Source organism: Arthrobacter sp. zg-Y1171 (genome assembly GCF_025244845.1).
GTDB lineage: Bacteria > Actinomycetota > Actinomycetes > Actinomycetales > Micrococcaceae > Arthrobacter_B.
The window spans coordinates 487,066-503,904 of sequence record NZ_CP104264.1 but is presented as its reverse complement, the minus strand read 5'-3'; the positions used below and the strand labels follow the sequence as shown (position 1 = coordinate 503,904).

The following is a 16,839-nucleotide window of genomic DNA, read 5'->3' as shown; positions in this document are numbered from 1 at the left end:
ATGGGGCCGCCGTCGGTGGAGTAGACCTTTTTCAGCCCGCGGACCGAAAGCAGCGCTTCCCCCTCGGGCAGCGTGCGCCCGGACGGTGCGGTGCCTTCCGGTGCCGGAGTGGTTTTGGCGGAGATGGCGTCAGGCTGCATTTTCTACCTCTTTAAGGCCGTGGTACCAGCGCAGCACGCGCCGTTCGCACCATTGGAAGATCAGGGACAGGGCCAGGCCGATCAGGCCGAGCACCAGGATGCCGGACCACATTTCCGGGATGGCGAAGGACCGCTGGAACTGCAGAATAGTGAAGCCCAGTCCCGAGGAGGAACCGAACATTTCCGAAATGACCATGAGGATCAGGCCGATGGACAGCGACTGCCGGATGCCGGCCATGATCGTCGGCGCGGCAGACGGCAGCACCTGGTAGCGGATCCGGTTCATCCCGGAGATGCCGTAGGACCGGGTCGTTTCGTTCTGCACCGGATCAATGGAGCGCACCCCTTCGATGGTGTTCAACAGCACCGGCCAAATGCAGCCGACCACAATCACGGCAACCTTCATGCCGTCATTCAGGCCCACCAGCAGGATCAGCACCGGAACCAGCACCGGAGGCGGCAGGGCACGGAAGAACTCGAACACGGGTTCGGTCAGCGCCCGCAGCGTCCGGTTCAGGCCCACCAGCAGCCCGACGACGATGCCAAGGATGATCGCGATGGCGAGCCCGGCGAGCAGCCTTCCCAGCGACGGCAGGACATCCCCGGTGATCCGCCCCTCAAACCAGGTGGGACCGAAGACATCCACCAGAGCGGACGGGGTGGGTACGAAGAAGTTCGGTTCGCCCCGGGTGGAAGCCCACCACAGGAGCACCAGCAGCAGGGGCAGCGCAACCACGTAGGCAAGGCTCTTGAGCGTCTTCACAGCACCACCTCTCCGCGGACGGACGGATGCCAGGACAACAGGCGCTGCTCGACCTGGCGCATCACGATATTGATCGCCACGCCCAGCAGGCCGGTGGCCAGCACCAGGGCATACATGCCGGAGATGGCTCCGCCGGACTGGGCGTCCGCAATCTCACGCCCGAGCCCGGGCGAGCCGATGATCAGCTCGGCGGTGATGGCCAGGATCAGCGCCACGGAGGCCGCCAGACGGATGCCCGTCATCAGGTACGGCAGCACGGTGGGAAACACCACGTGCCGGATCCGCTGCAGCTTGGAGAAGCCGTAGGACTGTGCCGTCTGCGTTGCCACGTTGTCGACGTCGGCCACCCCGTAGAGCACCTGGATCAGCACCTGCCAGAAGCAGGCGTAGATGATCAGCATCAGCGAGGATTCGATTTTGACGCCGAACAGCAGCACGGCCAGCGGGATCAGGGCCACCGAGGGAACCGGGCGCAGGAACTCGATGGTGGAGTTGGTGAACCGTCGGAGGAACGGGCTCATGCCGATCACCAGGCCCAGGATGCCGGCGGCGACGACGGCGGCTGCCAGGCCAATGGCCCAGGCCATCAGGGTGTGCCCCACGGCCACCCAGAAGGCAGTCAGCCCGAAGTCCCGGACGAGGGCCATGATGACTTCCGAGGCAGGGGGCAGGAAGCGGGGCTGGACCAGGCCGAGCCTTGGAACCAGTTCCCAGATCAGCAGGAAACCGAGGACCCCGACCAGGCCCAGCACCGGTTTCGGCACGGGACGGCGCGCACCCGGCCGGGCTGCGCGTGGCTGCGCAGCCCGGCCGGGTTTCAGCACTTCAGTACTCATTACGGCAGCAACTCATCCAGCTTCGGCTCTTCGCTGATCAAACCGTCACTGAGCGAAAGCTCCGCGAGCGTTTCGACGCCGGCACGATTGATCTCCGTGGTGAAGCTGGGCAGGGTGAGTGCCTTCGCGGTCTCGGCGTCGATCTTCGTGTAGGTGAGCAGGACCTCGCGGACGGCGTCCGGGTTCTCCTCCGCGTATTCCAGGGACTTGTTCATGGCCGCCGTGAATTTCTCCACCGTCTCGGCATCATCCTCGGCCTTCGCCGACGTCGTGAAGTAGGCGGCGACGGTCAGATCGTCTGCGGCATCCACGTAGTTGGAGGCGATCGGAATGGACCCGGCGTTCTGCCCGCCCGTCAGGAAGGGCTCCACCACCTGGATGGCGTCCACCTGGCCGCGTTCCAGGGCTGCCTGCATATCGGGGAAGGCCAGCTCCACGAACTCGATGCCGGACGGGTCGCCGCCTGCCTTGCGAACGGAGGCCCGGACGGTGGTGTCGTTGATGTTGTTGAGGGTGTTTACGGCGACCTTCTTGCCTGCGAGGTCCGCCGCCGTCTCGATCCCGGCATCCGGGTTGACCAGGATGCCGCCGAAATCGGCGCCGTCCTCGCCTGTCGACGCCGCTCCGGCGGACACCACCTGTACATCCAGGCCCTTGGACTTGGCCAGCAGCATCGAGGAAATGTTACTGAAACCGAAGTCCATGCTGCCGCTCATGACGGCCGGAACAATGGCCGCGCCGCCCTGGGCCGGCTGCAGTTCCAACTCCAGGCCTTCCGCTTCAAAGAAGCCTTCCTGGACGCCGAGGTAAATGGGTGCAACATCGACGATGGGAATGACTCCCACCGTCACCTGGGTGAGCTCACCGCCACCGGCCTCGCCGGTGTCTTCGGCCTCCCCGCTGGGCGACCCCGAGCCGCAGGCGGCAAGAGCCAGGACCGCAGTGGAGGCGGCGAGCATCCTAAGAATTGGCTTCATTGTCATTCCCCGGTTTCCGTGTAAAAAGTAAGCTAGGTCACACACACGGTATTTTTGGTAAACATGATTGTCAACAATTCTCAATAACGATCGAGGAGCGGTGCCTGCCGCTCCGGCTGCGGGGCCGGCATGGAGCGGATCAGCCCGCAGGCCACCGCCCGGTCCGGAACAGTTCCTCCAGCACGGCCGTGGCCCGGGCCGGGTCCAGTCCGCGGGACGCCAGCCAGGCGTCGTCGCCGTAGGAAGCGGTGTACCGATCCCCGGAATCGCACACAAGCGAGACGATGCTTCCGGCACGGCCGTCCGCTTCCATGGCGGCGGCCAGCTGCCAGACACCCCAGAGATTGGTGCCGGTGGAGGGGCCGGCATGCAGCCCGGTGAGCCGCCTCAGGTGCCGTGCAGCAGCCACAGATGCGGCGTCCGGGACCTGGATCATATGGTCGATTACCGCCGGAACGAAGCTGGGTTCCGGCCGCGGCCGGCCGATACCTTCAATCCGGGAGGGCCTTCCGGCCGCGGGCTCCCCCGGATTCTGCCAGGCGGGGAAAAACGCCGAGTTCTCCGGATCCACGACGGCCAGGCGGGTGGGATACCGGTGATAACGGATATAGCGGCCGATCGTTGCACTTGTCCCGCCGGTCCCGGCACCCACCACTATCCAGTCCGGCAGCGGATGGTCCTCCTGGGCCATCTGGGAAAAGATCGACTCGGCAATATTGTTGTTGCCCCGCCAGTCAGTGGCGCGTTCTGCGTACGTGAACTGGTCCATGTAGTGCCCGCCGGTGCTGGCCGCGACGGCCTCCGCGGCGGCGTACACCTCCGAAGGCTCCTCGACGAAGTGGCAGCGCCCGCCGTAGTGCTCGATCAGCCGGATCTTCTCCGCACTGGTGGTTTGCGGCATCACGGCCACGAACGGCAGTCCCAGCAGTTGGGCGAAGTAAGCCTCCGAGACAGCGGTGGAACCGCTGGAAGCCTCCACGATGGTGGTGCCCTCGGTGATCCAGCCGTTGACCAGGCCGAAGAGGAAGAGGGAGCGGGCGAGCCGGTGCTTGAGGCTGCCGGTGCGATGGGTGGACTCGTCCTTCAGGTAGATCTGCACGGACCAGCCGGCCGGGACCGGGACCTGGAACAGATGCGTGTCCGCCGAGCGTGCCCCCTCGGCCTCGATGCGGCGGATGGCGGTCTCGGCCCACGTGCGGTCCGGAAGCGTAGGAGTGTTCACGCTCCAAGCCTACGTTCGGTCGGGCACCTGCTGGCCTGTCCGCCCGTCTGCCGGCACCCGGGATTGTCATCAGCACCCTGATGGTCGATATCGTCGAGTCCATGAAGATTGTTGGCATCCGCGCCTTTGGCGGCCCCGAGGTCCTGGAGGTCCTCGACGTGCCCGAGCCCCATGCCGGCCCCGGGGAAGTTCGCATCCGGGTCCGCGCCGCCGCCGTCAGCCCCACCGACACCGTCCTGCGCTCCGGAGCCCAGGATATGGGCGGGCAGGAGCCGCCGTATATTCCGGGCATGGACGCCGCCGGCGTGATCGACGAGGTGGGTGAGGGAGCCGGCTGGCGGATCGGTGACGAAGTCATGGCCCTGGCCCTGCCCCGGGCCGCCCGGCGGGGTGCCTACGCCGAGTACCTGGTGGCGCCGTCGGACTCCATCGCACGGGTCCCGGCCGGGGTTGGGCTGGAGGCCGCCGCCACGCTGCCGATGAACGGCCTCACCGCGGTGCAGACCTTGGAGAAGCTGGACCTTGCCGAAGGCTCGGTCCTGGCGATTACCGGTGCAGCCGGCACCCTCGGCAACTATCTGATCCAGCTCGCCAAGGAGGCCGGGCTGACCGTTGTCGCCGACGCCTCCCCGCGGGACGCGGAGCTCGTGACCGCGCTGGGAGCGGACTACGTGGTGGAACGCGGCGACGACGTTGCCGACCGGGTCCGCGGGCTATTCCCCGACGGCGTGGACGCCGTGGCCGATGCGGCAGTGATGAACGAGCTGGCCGTGGGCGCAGTGCGCGACGGCGGCGGGTTCGCCACCGTACGCGGGTGGGACGGCGATCCCGGCCGCGGCATTACGGTGCAGGCGATCCGGGTCGGCGAGGAGTACTCCTCCGGCGCGAAGCTGGACCGGCTGCGGGCGTTGGCCGAAGCGGACCTGCTCAGCCCGCGGATCGCGGATGTCCTGCCCGCCGACCGGGCTGCCGAAGCGCACCGCAGGCTGGAGGCCGGCGGCCTGCGCGGCCGGATTGTCCTGACCTTCTGATCCTTCGCTCGACCGCCGCTCAACCGCGCGACGGCGGCACCGGCGCCTCAGGTGCCGCCGTCGTCGTCGTTAATGCATCGGGTTTTTGGGAAAGGGCTATCCCGCGGACGGGCGCGCTGTTATGGTCATCGGCATGGGAACACTGATATTCGAGTAGCGCTGCGCGCTCGAAACCCACCGCAGACACCATCCATTAGAGCTTGTTGAGGCGCTGCCTCCGAGCCCGTCCGTCTGCCCCGCAAAAGCCTCCCCGTAGAACCGGTGTGCTTTCGCATGCCCGGACGGTGTCCCTGACATAACCTCAACGGCCAAGAGCCATTGGAGAACACCATGCGTGCACCTAAAGAGAAAAAGCCCGAATCCGAACAGCCCGTACTGCCGCCGGTCGGGATCCATCTCGCTCCGGCGGCCGAAGCGCGGCTGAGCGAGGCGAGCGCACAGCAGCTTGCCTCCGCTCCGGAGACCGCCCTGCCCGGCTGGCAGAGTCTCGGCAAGGACCACAAGCCCACCCGTGCGACCACGAAGCAAGGCCCGCGGGAACGAAAGGTCCGGTGGTAAGAACGCACGGCCGCCCCGCCCTTCGCGGGCAGGGCGGCCGCACCAACGTCCCGCATCGGGCCCGCGGATAGGCGGCGCGGGCAACCCCAATCGCTGCGCCTGTCTGGCGGGGACCGTGCCGTTCGGGCAAGCTGGATGGGGAGGCGGGAGCCTGCCGCACCGCCCCGCCCGAGAAAGAGCGGCGGACAGCATAATTTCCTGGCGGGCAGATGGCAAATTGGGCCGGCGCTCTGCCAGGGGCGTGGCAGAAGCCACGGCGGAGTGGTCCGCAATACGTCGATATCGTTAATTCCGGTGCCTGATGGGCACTCCCCCATGTCCGCACCGCCGCGGGCCGCTGTAGGAGTACCGGAAGTGGGCGCCGAAATGCCGGAACCGCGGTCCCGGAGCTAGAACCTCAACGAAGCGGAGACGTAATGCCCCACAAAATCATCCTGGATTGCGATCCCGGGCATGATGATGCGGTCGCCCTGCTGCTGGCACACGGCAGCCCGGAGATCGACCTTCTGGCGGTGACCACCGTCGTCGGAAACCAGACCCTGGAGAAGGTGACACGTAACGCACTGGCAATTGCCCGTGTCGCAAATATCACAGGCATTCCCTTCGCCGCCGGCTGCGACCGCCCCCTGGTCCGCACCATTGAAAACGCCCCGGACATCCACGGCGACTCCGGCATGGACGGCCCCGAGCTGCCCGAGCCGACCCTCGAGCTGGATCCCCGCCACGCGGTGGACCTGATCATCGATACGGTCATGGCACACGAGCCGAACACCGTCACCCTTGTTCCCACCGCCGGCCTGACCAACATCGCCATGGCCGTGCGCAAGGAACCGCGCATTGCCGAACGGGTGAAGGAAGTTGTCCTGATGGGCGGCGGCTACCACGTGGGCAACTGGTCCGCCGTGGCCGAGTTCAACATCAAGATCGACCCCGAAGCTGCACACATCGTCTTCAACGAGAAGTGGCCGCTGACCATGGTCGGCCTGGACCTCACCCACCAGGCCCTGGCCACCGACGAAGTGGCCGAGCGCATCGCCGCCGTCGGTACCAAGCCGGCCAAGTTCGTCGGTGAACTGCTCGAGTTCTTCGGCGAGGCGTACAAGGACGCCCAGGGCTTCGATTTCCCGCCCGTGCATGACCCGTGCGCCGTGGCCTACGTCATCGATCCCTCCGTCATGACCACCCGGCGCGTGCCGTTGGACGTGGAACTGACCGGCACCCTGACGCTGGGCATGACCGTGGCGGACTTCCGCGCACCGGCTCCCGCTGACTGCAACACATCCGTAGCCGTCGATCTGGACCACCGGAAATTCTGGGACCTGGTTGTCGACGCTCTTCAGCGCATTGGCGAGGTTGACCTGTGAGTGAAACCGCCCGCCGGCGGGTAAGCGTCGGCGCACTGATGGCGGCCCTGCTGGCCGCCTGCGTGGCGTTCCAGCTGAACGCCTCCATGCTCTCCCCCGCCCTGTTCACCATCGAGCAGGAGCTGGACACCACTTCGGCTGCCGTAGCCCTGACCCAGACGGCATTCTTCACTGCCGCCGCGTTGTTCTCCCTGTTCCTGCCCCGCCTCGGCGACATCATCGGCCGCAAGAAGGTCCTCGGCGGAATGCTGGTGGTCCTGACCATCGGCTCCGTGGTGGCCGCCCTCGCACCGAGCATCGAGGTACTGTTCCTGGCCCGGCTGATCCAGGGCGTCTCCGGCCCCACAGTTGCGCTGTCCATGATCATGCTGCGCGTGGAGATCCGCGACCCCAAGCTTTACGGCACCCTGATGGGTGTCATTGCGGCAGTCAACGGCGGCATCGCCGGCGTTGACGCCATTGCCGGCGGCTATCTGGCGCAGAACCACGGCTTCGCGTCAATCTTCTGGTCCATGGCCGTCGTCGGCGTCATTGCCGCCGCCCTCGTCATCGCCGTCGTACCGGAGTCCCGCGCCGAGAAGAAGGAAAAGATGGACTGGGTGGGCGTTGTGCCCCTGGTCATCTCGGTCGGCACCCTGCTGACCGGCTTCAACGAGGCCGGCAAGCTGGCGGAGGCCAACTGGCCGCTGGTCATTGGCCTGATCGTCATTGCAGTCATCGCGTTCGTAGTGTTCTGGAAGGTCGAGAACCGCACCGAACAGCCGCTGATCGCGACCTACCTGCTGAAGCAGCGGTCCACCTGGGCACTGCTCCTGACCACCGTGCTGACCATGACCGGCGTCTTTGCCGTCATGAACGGCATCATCCCGGCCCTGGCGCAGGACGGTGCCGTGGGCTTCGGGATGGGCGCCGAAGAGTCCGCCTGGTGGACCATCACTCCGTACGCCCTCGCAGGCCTCATCGTGGGCCCGTTTGCCGGCCGCCTGGCGGGCACCTGGGGTTACGCCAAGGTGCTGCGGATCGGCACTATCGGCTCGGTCATCGCCCTGGCCCTGATGCTCCCGGTCGTCGGCAGCGATTCCCGGCTGGGGCTGCTGGCCATTTCCATCCTGGTTGGCATCACCTACGCCGGCATCGGCAACGTAATGCTCAGCGGCCTCGGCGTTATGCTCTCCCCCAAGGAGAACCCCGGCTTCCTGCCCGGCCTCAACGCCGGCGCGTTCAACCTGGGTGCCGGCCTGAGCTTCGCCGTGATCTACGCGGCCAAGACCGCCACCACCGTTACGGACGGATCCGGCACCGAAGGCTACTACGGCGGCATCATTGCCGGCGCGGTCATTTTGGGCCTGGCCCTGGCCGCGTCCTTCCTGATCCCCAAGCCTGCTGTCAATGCGGATCCGGCGGCTGCTGAACCGACCGCCGGCCGAGCCAAGATCGAGGTGAACTCGTGACTGAAACCGCCCGCCGACGGGTAAACGTCGGCGCACTAATGGCCGCCCTGCTGGCCGCCTGTGTGGCGTTCCAGCTCAACGCCTCCATGCTCTCCCCCGCATTGGTCAGCATCGAGGAGGAACTGGAAACGACCTCCGCGGCAGTCGGACTGACCCAGACGGCGTTCTTCACCGCCGCCGCGCTGTTCTCCCTGTTCCTGCCGCGCCTCGGTGACATCATCGGCCGCAAGAAGGTCCTCACCGGGATGCTGGTGGTCCTGACCATCGGCTCCGTGGTGGCAGCCCTCGCCCCGAGCATTGAGGTTCTCTTCATCGCCCGGCTGATCCAGGGCGTTTCGGGACCGGTGGTTCCGCTGACGCTGATCATGCTGCGCGTGGAGATCCGCGATCCCAGGCTGTACGGCACCCTGATGGGCGTCATCACCGCCGTCAACGGCGGCATTGCCGGGGTCGACGCCGTCGCCGGCGGCTACCTCGCGGAAAACCACGGATTCGCCTCCGTCTTCTGGGCCATGGCCATTGTCGGTGCGGTCGCCACGGCCCTGCTCTTCTTCCTGGCGCCCGAATCCCGGGCCGAAAAGAAGGAAAAGATGGACTGGGTGGGCGTTGTTCCGCTGGTCATCTCTGTGGGTACGCTGCTGACCGCGTTCAACGAGGCGGGCAAGCTGGCGGACGCCAACTGGCTGCTGGTGATCGCCCTGATCGTCATTGGCGTCCTCGCCTTCGTGGCGTTCTGGAAGGTGGAGAACCGCACCGAGCAACCGCTCGTGGCCACGTATCTGCTGAAGCAGCGCTCCACCTGGGCCCTGCTGCTGACCACGCTGCTGACCATGACCGGAGTGTTTGCCGTCATCAACGGCATCATCCCGGCCCTGGCGCAGGACGGCGTCGTCGGTTTCGGCATGGGCGCCGAGGAGTCCGCCTGGTGGACCCTTACGCCGTACGCCCTGGCGGGCCTGCTCCTGGGACCCCTCGCCGGCCGGCTGGCCGCCAGCTGGGGTTACGGCAAGGTGCTGCGGATCGGCCTGATCGGCGCCGTCATCACCCTGGCCCTGATGCTCCTGATGGTCGGCAGCGACTCCCGGCTGGGGCTGCTGGGCGTGTCCGTGCTGATCGGCATCACCTATGCCGGCATCAGCAACATCATGCTCAATGGACTGGGTATCGTGCTCTCCCCTCGGGAGAACCCCGGCTTCCTGCCCGGCCTCAACGCCGGCGCGTTCAACCTGGGCGCCGGCCTGAGCTTCGCCGTCATCTACGCGGTGAAGACGGCGGCCACCCCGGCCGACGGCGCGGGATCCACCGGATACTACGCCGGTATCATTGCCGGTCTGGTCATCCTGGCGCTGGCCCTGGCCACGTCCTTCCTCATCCCGAGGCCCGCCGACGCCGAGGTTGACGCCGCCGAGGCCGAGACCGACCACCGCTGATCCCAGCACGCCACCCAAGGAGAATCCCTGCATGTCCGCCGGAAAAGTTGTAGTTGTCGGCTCGCTTAATGCCGACCTGACCGTCCGCACCGAGCGCTTCCCCTCCCCCGGGGAAACCCTGAACGGTTCGGAACTGGTCATTGTCCCGGGCGGCAAGAGTGCCAACCAGGCCGCTGCCGCTGCCCTGCTGGGTGCCGAGGTACGGCTCTTCGGCGCCGTGGGGGCGGACGGGCACGGGGATCTGCTGCTCGAGGCGGCTGCCGGTGCCGGCGTAGACGCCTCCCGCGTCCTGCGCCGCACCGGCACCGCAACGGGCACAGCCATGATCGTGGTGGATGCTGCCGGAGAGAACACCATCATCGTCTCCCCCGGCGCCAACGGCACGGTCACCGGCGCCGAGCTCCCGGCGGACCTGTTCGACGACGCCGCGGTGCTCTGCCTGAGCCTGGAGGTGCCGCTCGAAGCGGTGACTGCCGCGGCGCAGGCCGGGCACGACGCCGGCGCCCAGGTGCTGCTGAATCTGTCGCCGTACCGGGAGGTGCCCGCCGAGCTGCTGGCCCTGACCGATGTCCTGCTGCTCAACGCCCACGAAGCGGCGCTGGTCACTGGACTGTCCGATCCGGCGTCGGACTGGGAACGGGTCATCTCCGCCCTGTCCCGCCTTGGTGTGCGCCGCACCATCATCACGCTCGGCGGCGAGGGCGCCGTCGTACTGGACGGCACCGCTACCGGTGCGGACCGTGTTGTTGCAGTCGCTCCCACCCGGGTAACCGCGGTGGACACCACCGGGTGCGGGGATGCGTTCACAGCCGGCACTGCTGCGCGGCTTGCCGCCGGCGATTCGCTGGTCCAGGCCGCCGAGTTTGCGGCGCGCGCCGGCGCCCTGGCCGCTACCCGCGAGGGTGCGCAGTCCTCGTATTCGGCGCTGCTGGACATGGCGGGCTAACCACCTATCCCGTCCACCAAAGGGGCCCTGCCTCTGCCGCTCGGCAGATGCAGGGCCCCTTTTCCGTATGGCTTTTCGTTAGTTCGTTCTCCGCCGCCTATGCTGGCAGGTACTGCGGCGAATCCGCCGCGGAACCAGCCGGCTTTATGGGGGAAGCATGTCCGAACAAGTGCCGCAGGGCACCAACAACGCCAACAGTTACAATTCCTACGCCTATCCCGGAGCCCCGGGTGTGCCCGGGCCTGCCGCAGCGGGGGTCGCGCCGAAGCGGCCGAAGCAGGTTGATTCAGCTTTCGTGCTGCTGATGGTCACTTTGGCCCTGACCGTGCTGAGTGTCCCCGCGGGCATCTTCATAGCGAACGCGGACGGCAACACGGTCACTGCCGAAGGCGTCGTCTTGTTGGTGGCGCTGGGCGTCATCTGCCTCGCTTTCACTCTGGTAGCCGCCATCTTCATCCGCAAGGGCCATAACTGGGCGCGGATCCTGCTTGCGGTCTACACCGGTCTTTCAGTGCTGTCCCTGTTCACTGGAACAAACCTGCTGGGCTGGTGGGGAATCCTGGCACTGGTCGTGGCCACGGTGATGGTGTACCGCAAGCCGTCGCCGGCGTATTTCAAAGAAATGAGCCAGTACCGGCAGCATAAAGCGCTCAACCAGGCCTACTAGCCACCTCTGCAGTGCAGTGAAGGCGGTGCCTCCCCGATGGGAGGCGCCGCCTTTTTGCGCTGGTGCTAGGCTCTGCCCGCATGGATGAAAAACTGGGGGAATTCCTTAGCAACTTCAACCGCGCCATCGAGCTCTCGCGGGAGCATCTGACGCGAAACGATGGCAGGGAACGCATCCTTGACGTGCTGACAGAGCATATCGGCGTGCCTGCGGCTGACGTGCCCATTGTGTCGCAGGATGTTCCGGTTCACCGGTTCGCGGACCTGGACATTTCCCTGGAGAAGATCGCCGGACGGGATCCGGCGGCCCGGCTCATCGGGGTGGGCGGCGGGCAGCAGCGCCAACACCAATCCCTGGCCGACATCGTTCTGGAAGGCTACGGACCTGTGGGGATCGGCCAGCCCGATTTCGTGAACGTCGCTGTGGGGCCGGAGAGCACCCGTGAGGTGGTGGCTTTGGGGCTGCGGTTATTCGCCTATGAAGGTGTTCCGCTTGCCGTGCTCCAGCGCGCCGCCAACCCCCAGTACGGACGCTCGGGAGCGGACGTGGCTGTGCTGGGCCGGAACCGTGAAGCGTCCGTGGGCTTCCTGGCCGAGCTGCAGGAAGAACTGCGCACCAACAGCATCCTGCGCGGCCAGGTTGTCTCCTTCGCCTTCGATCCGTACGGCCAGCAGGGCGCCGGCGTCACCTTCCTCGCCCGCCCGTCGTTGCCTGCGGAGGAAGTGATCCTGCCCGGTGAGGTGCTCGACCGCGTGCGGCGCCATGTGCTCGGCATCGCGGCCAACCGGGAGGTGCTCCGGGAGCATGGACAGCACCTGAAACGCGGTGTCCTGCTCTATGGCCCTCCCGGCACCGGAAAGACCCACACCGTGCGCCACCTGCTCAGCGCCAGCGAGGGGACGACGGCGGTGCTGCTGGCCGGGAATTCGCTGCACATGGTGGGTGAGGCCGCACGACTGGCCCGCGCCATGGCGCCGTCCATGGTGATTCTCGAGGACATTGACCTGGTGGCCGAGGACCGGAACATGGGCCACGGCCCGCAGCCGCTGCTCTTTGAAGTCCTGGATGCCTTGGACGGGTTGGACGCGGACGCCGACGTCGTGTTCCTGATGACCACCAACCGCGCCGAGGCCCTCGAACGGGCACTGGTGCAGCGGCCCGGGCGGGTGGACCTTGCCGTCCGGATCCCGCTGCCCGGCGTCGAGAACCGTGTCCGGCTGCTGGAACTCTATGCCCCCGCCGGGGTGTTCTCCGATGCCGCACTTCAGGCCGCGGCCGAGCAGTCCGAGGGCGCAACAGCGTCCTTTGCCCGGGAGCTGGTGCGCCGCGCGGTGCTGCGGGCCGTGGATGCCGGCGAGAAACCCGGCGATTCCCATCTGGCCGCAGCGGCGCAGGAGCTGATGGGGCAGGGCGAGGCCCTGACCCGAAGCCTGTTGGGTGCAGGTGGAGACGGTTCCGGGGACGACGACGGCGGCGCCGGTAGCGCGGGCTTCGGACACGGCGGCACAGGTCCGCAGCCCGGGGTCAGCGTGGGGTACACGTTTGGTTGGATGCCTTAGCCCGGACCTGTGTGCGCCGGCCCTTCGCGTGTTCCCGTCCGCCTACGCGGCGGGCCTTGCCCGGCCACCGGCCAGATAGTCCTGTGCTCCCAGGCTGGCTACCGCCGGCGGAGCTTCATTCGGGCCGGTTGCGGCCCGGTGAGCTGGTCCCGCAGTTCCTGGAGGGCCGCCACACGTTCGGCCAGTTCGTCCGGACCCGCTTCCTCCCACTCCTCGAGGCGGCTGCCCTGATCGATCACATCAAGCGCGGCGGCTTTCACCTCGTCGTCGAGCCTGCCCACCTGGGACTGCGCCGCTGCGAGCGCCACCCACAACTCGGCAGCGTTGTCCTCGCGCAGCAGATAACCGAACGATTCGATGACCAGGCGCGTCGCTTCCTCGTCCGGAATCTGGTCCTCGAGATGTTCGCGGTACTCCCCGCGAATGTCCGCCGCCGTGTCATTGGCAAAAATGCCACTCCCCCATGCACCCATGCGGCGAGTATTGCAGATAAATGAATTTACGGGGCGGAAGCCGGTTGGACCTGCTCAGCTCCCGAAAGCTCCCTCAAGGAAATGCCTGTTTGCTTCGGCCCGCTCCAGGAGATCCTCGCTGGTGAAGTATTTCCGGTCGAACTCTTCCCAGTCGCCGACGAACATGGTCCATTCGCCGTCGACCTGAACCGGCCAGCAGCGGCGGACCCAGTTGAGCTTTTCGCGGATGTTGTTCCGGTTGGCCGGATCGGTGCTGGTGTACTGCAGGACCGTGCAGTTGTGGATCATCTGCTCTTTGTCCGCGTCCCGTTCCAGGAACTCTTCGTCGCTCCAGCGCTCCAGCACCAGGCGCGTGGCCCACATGAATTCACCGTGGGTCACCAGAAGGACGTTGTCGCGGGCGTTTTCGCGGTGCAGGGTGCTCAGGATGTTCCGCACCCGGTTTTCGGCGACATTGGCAATGGATTCACCGGCGGGCGGAGCCCAGTACAACGGATCGCTCTCGCGGTAGGCGGCGTTCTGCGAATATTTCTGAGCGAAGTCCTGCTTTGACATGGATCCGATCTCGCCCCAGGAACGCTCGCGGATCACCCGGTTCTCTTCCCAGCGCACGTCCAGCCCGAGGTGCGCGGCGGTCTCGCGGGTCCGGGTGTACACGGAGACCATGGCACGGTCGAATTCGATATTCTGCCGGGCAATCCACGCACCGGCCACCTTGGCCTGCTGGACCCCGAGTTCCGTGAGCCGCCACGAACGGTCCGGGACGGTCATCGTCTCTTCGGTGTAAAGGCTCGGGTCCCCGGCCTTGGCTGCCCTTTGCATTACGTTCGCTTCACTTTGTCCGTGACGGACGAGGAACAGGTTCCGGGGCATAACCAATTGGAGACTCCTAACGCGTGCGCACTGACTCTGTTTTTATCTTATGGCTGTCATTCGATCGCCTTGGACGCACCATGGAGAAGCAGGCCCCCAGCGTCGTGCGCGCGACATCCTTTGTACCCGGAGCGCCGGGGTTTCACGAATCCGCGCGCACAGCGTTTTGGAGGACGGGACTAGATTCCGTCGACGCCTTCAGCTTTTGCCGCGGCCGCATCCCGGGCGGCCAGCTGACGCTTGTACCAGGGGTAGACAGCGAGGGTGCTCAGCGAGACAACCGACATGACAGCGGCCAGAACCCACTCACCGGTCGCGGCAAAGTAGACGGCCAGGGCAAGGCCAACGGCGATAGGTAGATAAAACGTGCGGGTGAGAACCTTTTTGGCAGGAAGGCTGGTCCGGTGGGTGACATAGAGAATCCGGGTCCTGTACTTGCCGTTGGCACGTATGGACCCGGTCCACGTCGTCCAGGCAGTCGACGGGACGCTTCGCGTCTGGGAAATATGTGCGCCCCCGTGCTCTGTCCCCGAGGGATTTCAACCGACACCCGTGGCAAAACCGCCGGAGGGACACCCTGCTGTGGCATTCTTGGGCGCGTCATCCGACACACATCCGGCACACGCCAAGGAACGGTCAGGAACCGCATGAAGAAGAACTTCCCGGCAGCGCCCCTGCTCATAGCGGCACTGTCACTCATGGCCCTGGCCGGATGCTCCTCCTCGTCCAGCAGTTCGTACTCCCTCGAACCGTATTACCCCGAACCCCGTCCTCCCCAGGAGTGCCGGACGCTGCTGAACCAGACGATGGACCACGTCCGTGCCGGGGAGCACTCTGACAGGGTCAACGATGAGGTTGCGCTGCTCTCGGAGGTCTGCCCGTCGGAAATGGATGTCTTTACCAGCTACGCCGCCTCATCCGATATGCCCTTTGACGTGTACTGCGACGAGATTGCCGGCAGTACCGACCCGGAAGCGCTGGTTATGCTTCGCCAGGACGGGCACTGCAAGGGCGGTACGGCACCCGGCGCGGTCCCAGCCGGGGGCTGGCCGCAAGGCGGCCTGGGGTGGGACAGTGCACGGGATTACGCCGGGACCTATCAGCGGATCTGCGGCCCGGTGACGAGCGTGCGCAACACCTACGACGGCGGCTTCGTCAACGTCGGCCTGGACTATCCCGACAACGGACGGTTCACCTTCATCATGTGGGGCGTCCAGCTGGAGCCGATCGCGCCCGGCACGACCGTCTGTGCCGCCGGGAACATTTACCTGTACGAGGGAGGCGTGGCACAGATGGAGCCGGCTGAGCTTGAAACCTGGAAATAGCGCAGCCTGAGGCGGGGAGGGAGCCGGGGTGGCTGCCGCAGACATAGAAGGAAGGTATGACAGCCACAGCTTCCCCAAAGAACTCCTCGCCGCTCACCGAACCGAAAAGCGGCTCGAAGCAGCGTCGCACAACGCGCCGCTGGACCGCTCCGTTTTCCCGGCTTGCGCTGCGAAGCCACCGGAATGATCCACCTCGGGCAAAGTCCCTGACCTACCGCTGTTCGCCGCCGGTGCCGAAGCACTTACCCCCGAAAAACTGGCGGACCGCTGACCAGCGAGGGCACCAGCACCGTAGTCGCGGCCCCCTTCACCCTCTCCAAGCTCAAGTTCATGGCCAACAACATGCCCTCCAACGATTTCGAGTCCCCGACCCGCCGTCTGCGCATCAGCCGCGGTCTGCCCGGCTCCGTGAAGCTGCCGGTCCTGACCGAGGCACTGACCACCCGGTACTGGATGCAGGACGGCCTTGCCGAGAACAAGATCGAGGACTGGGCCGGCGTTCAACGCCAAGGCAAACGGCCTGCGGGCTGTTGACCCCGGCCTTTTACCCCTGCATGCGATGGACGGCCGGGCATGCAAGCTCGTCCCGATGAACCTCTCCCAGCGGACTTGCACGGCCTCAGTGTCCTCCCCGTTCAAGCTCAATGAGGGCCGGGAGGTGCGTCTGACCGACGGAATCCCCATTGCCACGACCACCCTGGAATCCCTGTGCTTCGGCGGCGGTCCGCGAGCAAGACCGGGCCTATGGGCCCACCTCCAAGGGGCACATCGCCATCCTTGATGCCAGCGGCCGCACCGTCACCCACGCCGCAGGGACGCATGCCATGGCGCGTGCTCGGTCCCATGGACTCTTTACTGTTCTACATATTTGTCTCTATGCGGCCCCGCAGCCTGACGGGTGAAAGCTTTTCCGCCGAAAGCGTGTCTAAACGTGTAGTGAGCCGTTGGCAGCCCATAGAAAAACCCCTCCTGGTCAGGCGTTATGCCTGATCAGAAGGGGTTTCGTGGAGCCCCCTGCCGGATTCGAACCGGCGACCCCCTGTTTACAAGACAGGTGCTCTGGCCAACTGAGCTAAGGGGGCATGGCCGGCGGGCTAAAAGTCCCAGCCGGTCACGCCGCCGTCGTCCGCCCGAGCAAACGGGTGCGAACAACAGCGCTAGACAAGATTAGCCCAGAGCGCCCGCCCCCGTGAAACCGGAAAGGTTTCACGGGGAACAGGCGCC

The 16,839-nt window shown here is 66.2% G+C and carries 16 protein-coding genes and 1 tRNA gene; 10 read left to right on the top strand and 7 right to left on the bottom strand.

Translation table 11 applies throughout. The features are described 5' to 3' along the window. Positions 1–129 precede the first annotated feature (129 nt). The 4 genes from N2L00_RS02420 to N2L00_RS02405 all read right to left on the bottom strand — a co-directional run bounded on the left by N2L00_RS02420 (position 130) and on the right by N2L00_RS02405 (position 3,938). The gene (locus N2L00_RS02420; protein ID WP_255766621.1) at positions 130–903 is read right to left on the bottom strand and encodes an ABC transporter permease; all 774 of its coding nucleotides are present in this window, start codon (positions 901–903) and stop codon (positions 130–132) included. Further along, positions 900–1,739, bottom strand: a complete 840-nt coding sequence (locus N2L00_RS02415) for an ABC transporter permease (RefSeq protein ID WP_255766620.1) — start codon at positions 1,737–1,739, stop codon at positions 900–902. The genes N2L00_RS02420 and N2L00_RS02415 overlap by 4 nt, the downstream gene beginning before the upstream one ends. Next, a complete protein-coding gene (locus tag N2L00_RS02410; protein WP_255766619.1) occupies positions 1,739–2,716 on the bottom strand; it encodes an ABC transporter substrate-binding protein in 978 nt (325 codons plus the stop codon). The genes N2L00_RS02415 and N2L00_RS02410 overlap by 1 nt, the downstream gene beginning before the upstream one ends. 139 nt (positions 2,717–2,855) lie before the next feature. Further along, a complete protein-coding gene (locus tag N2L00_RS02405) occupies positions 2,856–3,938 on the bottom strand; it encodes a PLP-dependent cysteine synthase family protein (RefSeq protein ID WP_255766618.1) in 1,083 nt (360 codons plus the stop codon). An 80-nt stretch (positions 3,939–4,018) separates the two neighbouring features. Between N2L00_RS02405 and N2L00_RS02400 the strand changes: the two genes are divergently transcribed. The 8 genes from N2L00_RS02400 to N2L00_RS02365 all read left to right on the top strand — a co-directional run bounded on the left by N2L00_RS02400 (position 4,019) and on the right by N2L00_RS02365 (position 12,944). Next, positions 4,019–4,969 carry an NADP-dependent oxidoreductase gene (locus N2L00_RS02400; protein ID WP_255766617.1) on the top strand — a complete coding sequence of 317 codons (951 nt, stop codon included), beginning with the start codon at positions 4,019–4,021 and terminating at the stop codon, positions 4,967–4,969. Between the two features lie 330 nt (positions 4,970–5,299). Continuing rightward, positions 5,300–5,527 carry a hypothetical protein gene (locus N2L00_RS02395; RefSeq protein WP_255766616.1) on the top strand — a complete coding sequence of 76 codons (228 nt, stop codon included), beginning with the start codon at positions 5,300–5,302 and terminating at the stop codon, positions 5,525–5,527. 416 nt (positions 5,528–5,943) lie between these two features. Continuing rightward, a complete protein-coding gene (locus tag N2L00_RS02390) occupies positions 5,944–6,891 on the top strand; it encodes a nucleoside hydrolase (protein ID WP_227922853.1) in 948 nt (315 codons plus the stop codon). Further along, on the top strand, positions 6,888–8,342 hold the full coding sequence (locus tag N2L00_RS02385) for an MFS transporter (RefSeq protein WP_255863741.1): 1,455 nt from the start codon (positions 6,888–6,890) through the stop codon (positions 8,340–8,342). The genes N2L00_RS02390 and N2L00_RS02385 overlap by 4 nt, the downstream gene beginning before the upstream one ends. Then, on the top strand, positions 8,339–9,772 hold the full coding sequence (locus tag N2L00_RS02380; protein ID WP_255766614.1) for an MFS transporter: 1,434 nt from the start codon (positions 8,339–8,341) through the stop codon (positions 9,770–9,772). The genes N2L00_RS02385 and N2L00_RS02380 overlap by 4 nt, the downstream gene beginning before the upstream one ends. A gap of 31 nt (positions 9,773–9,803) precedes the next feature. Next, the gene (locus N2L00_RS02375) at positions 9,804–10,718 is read left to right on the top strand and encodes a ribokinase (RefSeq protein WP_255863740.1); all 915 of its coding nucleotides are present in this window, start codon (positions 9,804–9,806) and stop codon (positions 10,716–10,718) included. A gap of 157 nt (positions 10,719–10,875) precedes the next feature. Beyond that, on the top strand, positions 10,876–11,385 hold the full coding sequence (locus tag N2L00_RS02370) for a hypothetical protein (protein WP_255863739.1): 510 nt from the start codon (positions 10,876–10,878) through the stop codon (positions 11,383–11,385). Between the two features lie 80 nt (positions 11,386–11,465). Next, on the top strand, positions 11,466–12,944 hold the full coding sequence (locus tag N2L00_RS02365) for an ATP-binding protein (RefSeq protein ID WP_255863738.1): 1,479 nt from the start codon (positions 11,466–11,468) through the stop codon (positions 12,942–12,944). A gap of 98 nt (positions 12,945–13,042) precedes the next feature. Here N2L00_RS02365 and N2L00_RS02360 read toward each other — a convergent pair whose 3' ends face one another. Both N2L00_RS02360 and N2L00_RS02355 read right to left on the bottom strand, forming a co-directional pair. After that, positions 13,043–13,417, bottom strand: coding sequence for a DUF4259 domain-containing protein (locus tag N2L00_RS02360; protein WP_255863737.1), 375 nt, complete (start codon positions 13,415–13,417; stop codon positions 13,043–13,045). A 54-nt stretch (positions 13,418–13,471) separates the two neighbouring features. Further along, complete coding sequence (locus N2L00_RS02355) at positions 13,472–14,290, bottom strand: histidine phosphatase family protein (protein WP_255863736.1); 819 nt, start codon at positions 14,288–14,290, stop codon at positions 13,472–13,474. Between the two features lie 647 nt (positions 14,291–14,937). On the opposite strand from N2L00_RS02355, the gene N2L00_RS02350 reads away from it, so the two are divergent. Beyond that, positions 14,938–15,615 carry a hypothetical protein gene (locus N2L00_RS02350; RefSeq protein WP_255766608.1) on the top strand — a complete coding sequence of 226 codons (678 nt, stop codon included), beginning with the start codon at positions 14,938–14,940 and terminating at the stop codon, positions 15,613–15,615. A gap of 330 nt (positions 15,616–15,945) precedes the next feature. Beyond that, positions 15,946–16,149, top strand: coding sequence for a hypothetical protein (locus N2L00_RS02345; RefSeq protein ID WP_255863735.1), 204 nt, complete (start codon positions 15,946–15,948; stop codon positions 16,147–16,149). 471 nt (positions 16,150–16,620) lie between these two features. Here N2L00_RS02345 and N2L00_RS02340 read toward each other — a convergent pair. Beyond that, a tRNA-Thr gene (locus tag N2L00_RS02340) sits at positions 16,621–16,697 on the bottom strand. Positions 16,698–16,839: the final 142 nt, after the last annotated feature.

What these genes read in the sequence shown, in the direction of transcription:
- N2L00_RS02365 (WP_255863738.1), top strand. Translation starts at nt 11,466, where the DNA reads ATGGATGAAAAACTGGGGGAATTCCTTAGCAACTTCAACCGCGCCATC.
- N2L00_RS02360 (WP_255863737.1), bottom strand. Translation starts at nt 13,417, where the DNA reads ATGGGTGCATGGGGGAGTGGCATTTTTGCCAATGACACGGCGGCGGAC.
- N2L00_RS02345 (WP_255863735.1), top strand. Translation starts at nt 15,946, where the DNA reads ATGGCCAACAACATGCCCTCCAACGATTTCGAGTCCCCGACCCGCCGT.
- N2L00_RS02415 (WP_255766620.1), bottom strand. Translation starts at nt 1,739, where the DNA reads ATGAGTACTGAAGTGCTGAAACCCGGCCGGGCTGCGCAGCCACGCGCA.
- N2L00_RS02410 (WP_255766619.1), bottom strand. Translation starts at nt 2,716, where the DNA reads ATGAAGCCAATTCTTAGGATGCTCGCCGCCTCCACTGCGGTCCTGGCT.
- N2L00_RS02390 (WP_227922853.1), top strand. Translation starts at nt 5,944, where the DNA reads ATGCCCCACAAAATCATCCTGGATTGCGATCCCGGGCATGATGATGCG.
- N2L00_RS02350 (WP_255766608.1), top strand. Translation starts at nt 14,938, where the DNA reads ATGAAGAAGAACTTCCCGGCAGCGCCCCTGCTCATAGCGGCACTGTCA.
- N2L00_RS02395 (WP_255766616.1), top strand. Translation starts at nt 5,300, where the DNA reads ATGCGTGCACCTAAAGAGAAAAAGCCCGAATCCGAACAGCCCGTACTG.
- N2L00_RS02375 (WP_255863740.1), top strand. Translation starts at nt 9,804, where the DNA reads ATGTCCGCCGGAAAAGTTGTAGTTGTCGGCTCGCTTAATGCCGACCTG.
- N2L00_RS02355 (WP_255863736.1), bottom strand. Translation starts at nt 14,290, where the DNA reads ATGCCCCGGAACCTGTTCCTCGTCCGTCACGGACAAAGTGAAGCGAAC.
- N2L00_RS02370 (WP_255863739.1), top strand. Translation starts at nt 10,876, where the DNA reads ATGTCCGAACAAGTGCCGCAGGGCACCAACAACGCCAACAGTTACAAT.
- N2L00_RS02400 (WP_255766617.1), top strand. Translation starts at nt 4,019, where the DNA reads ATGGTCGATATCGTCGAGTCCATGAAGATTGTTGGCATCCGCGCCTTT.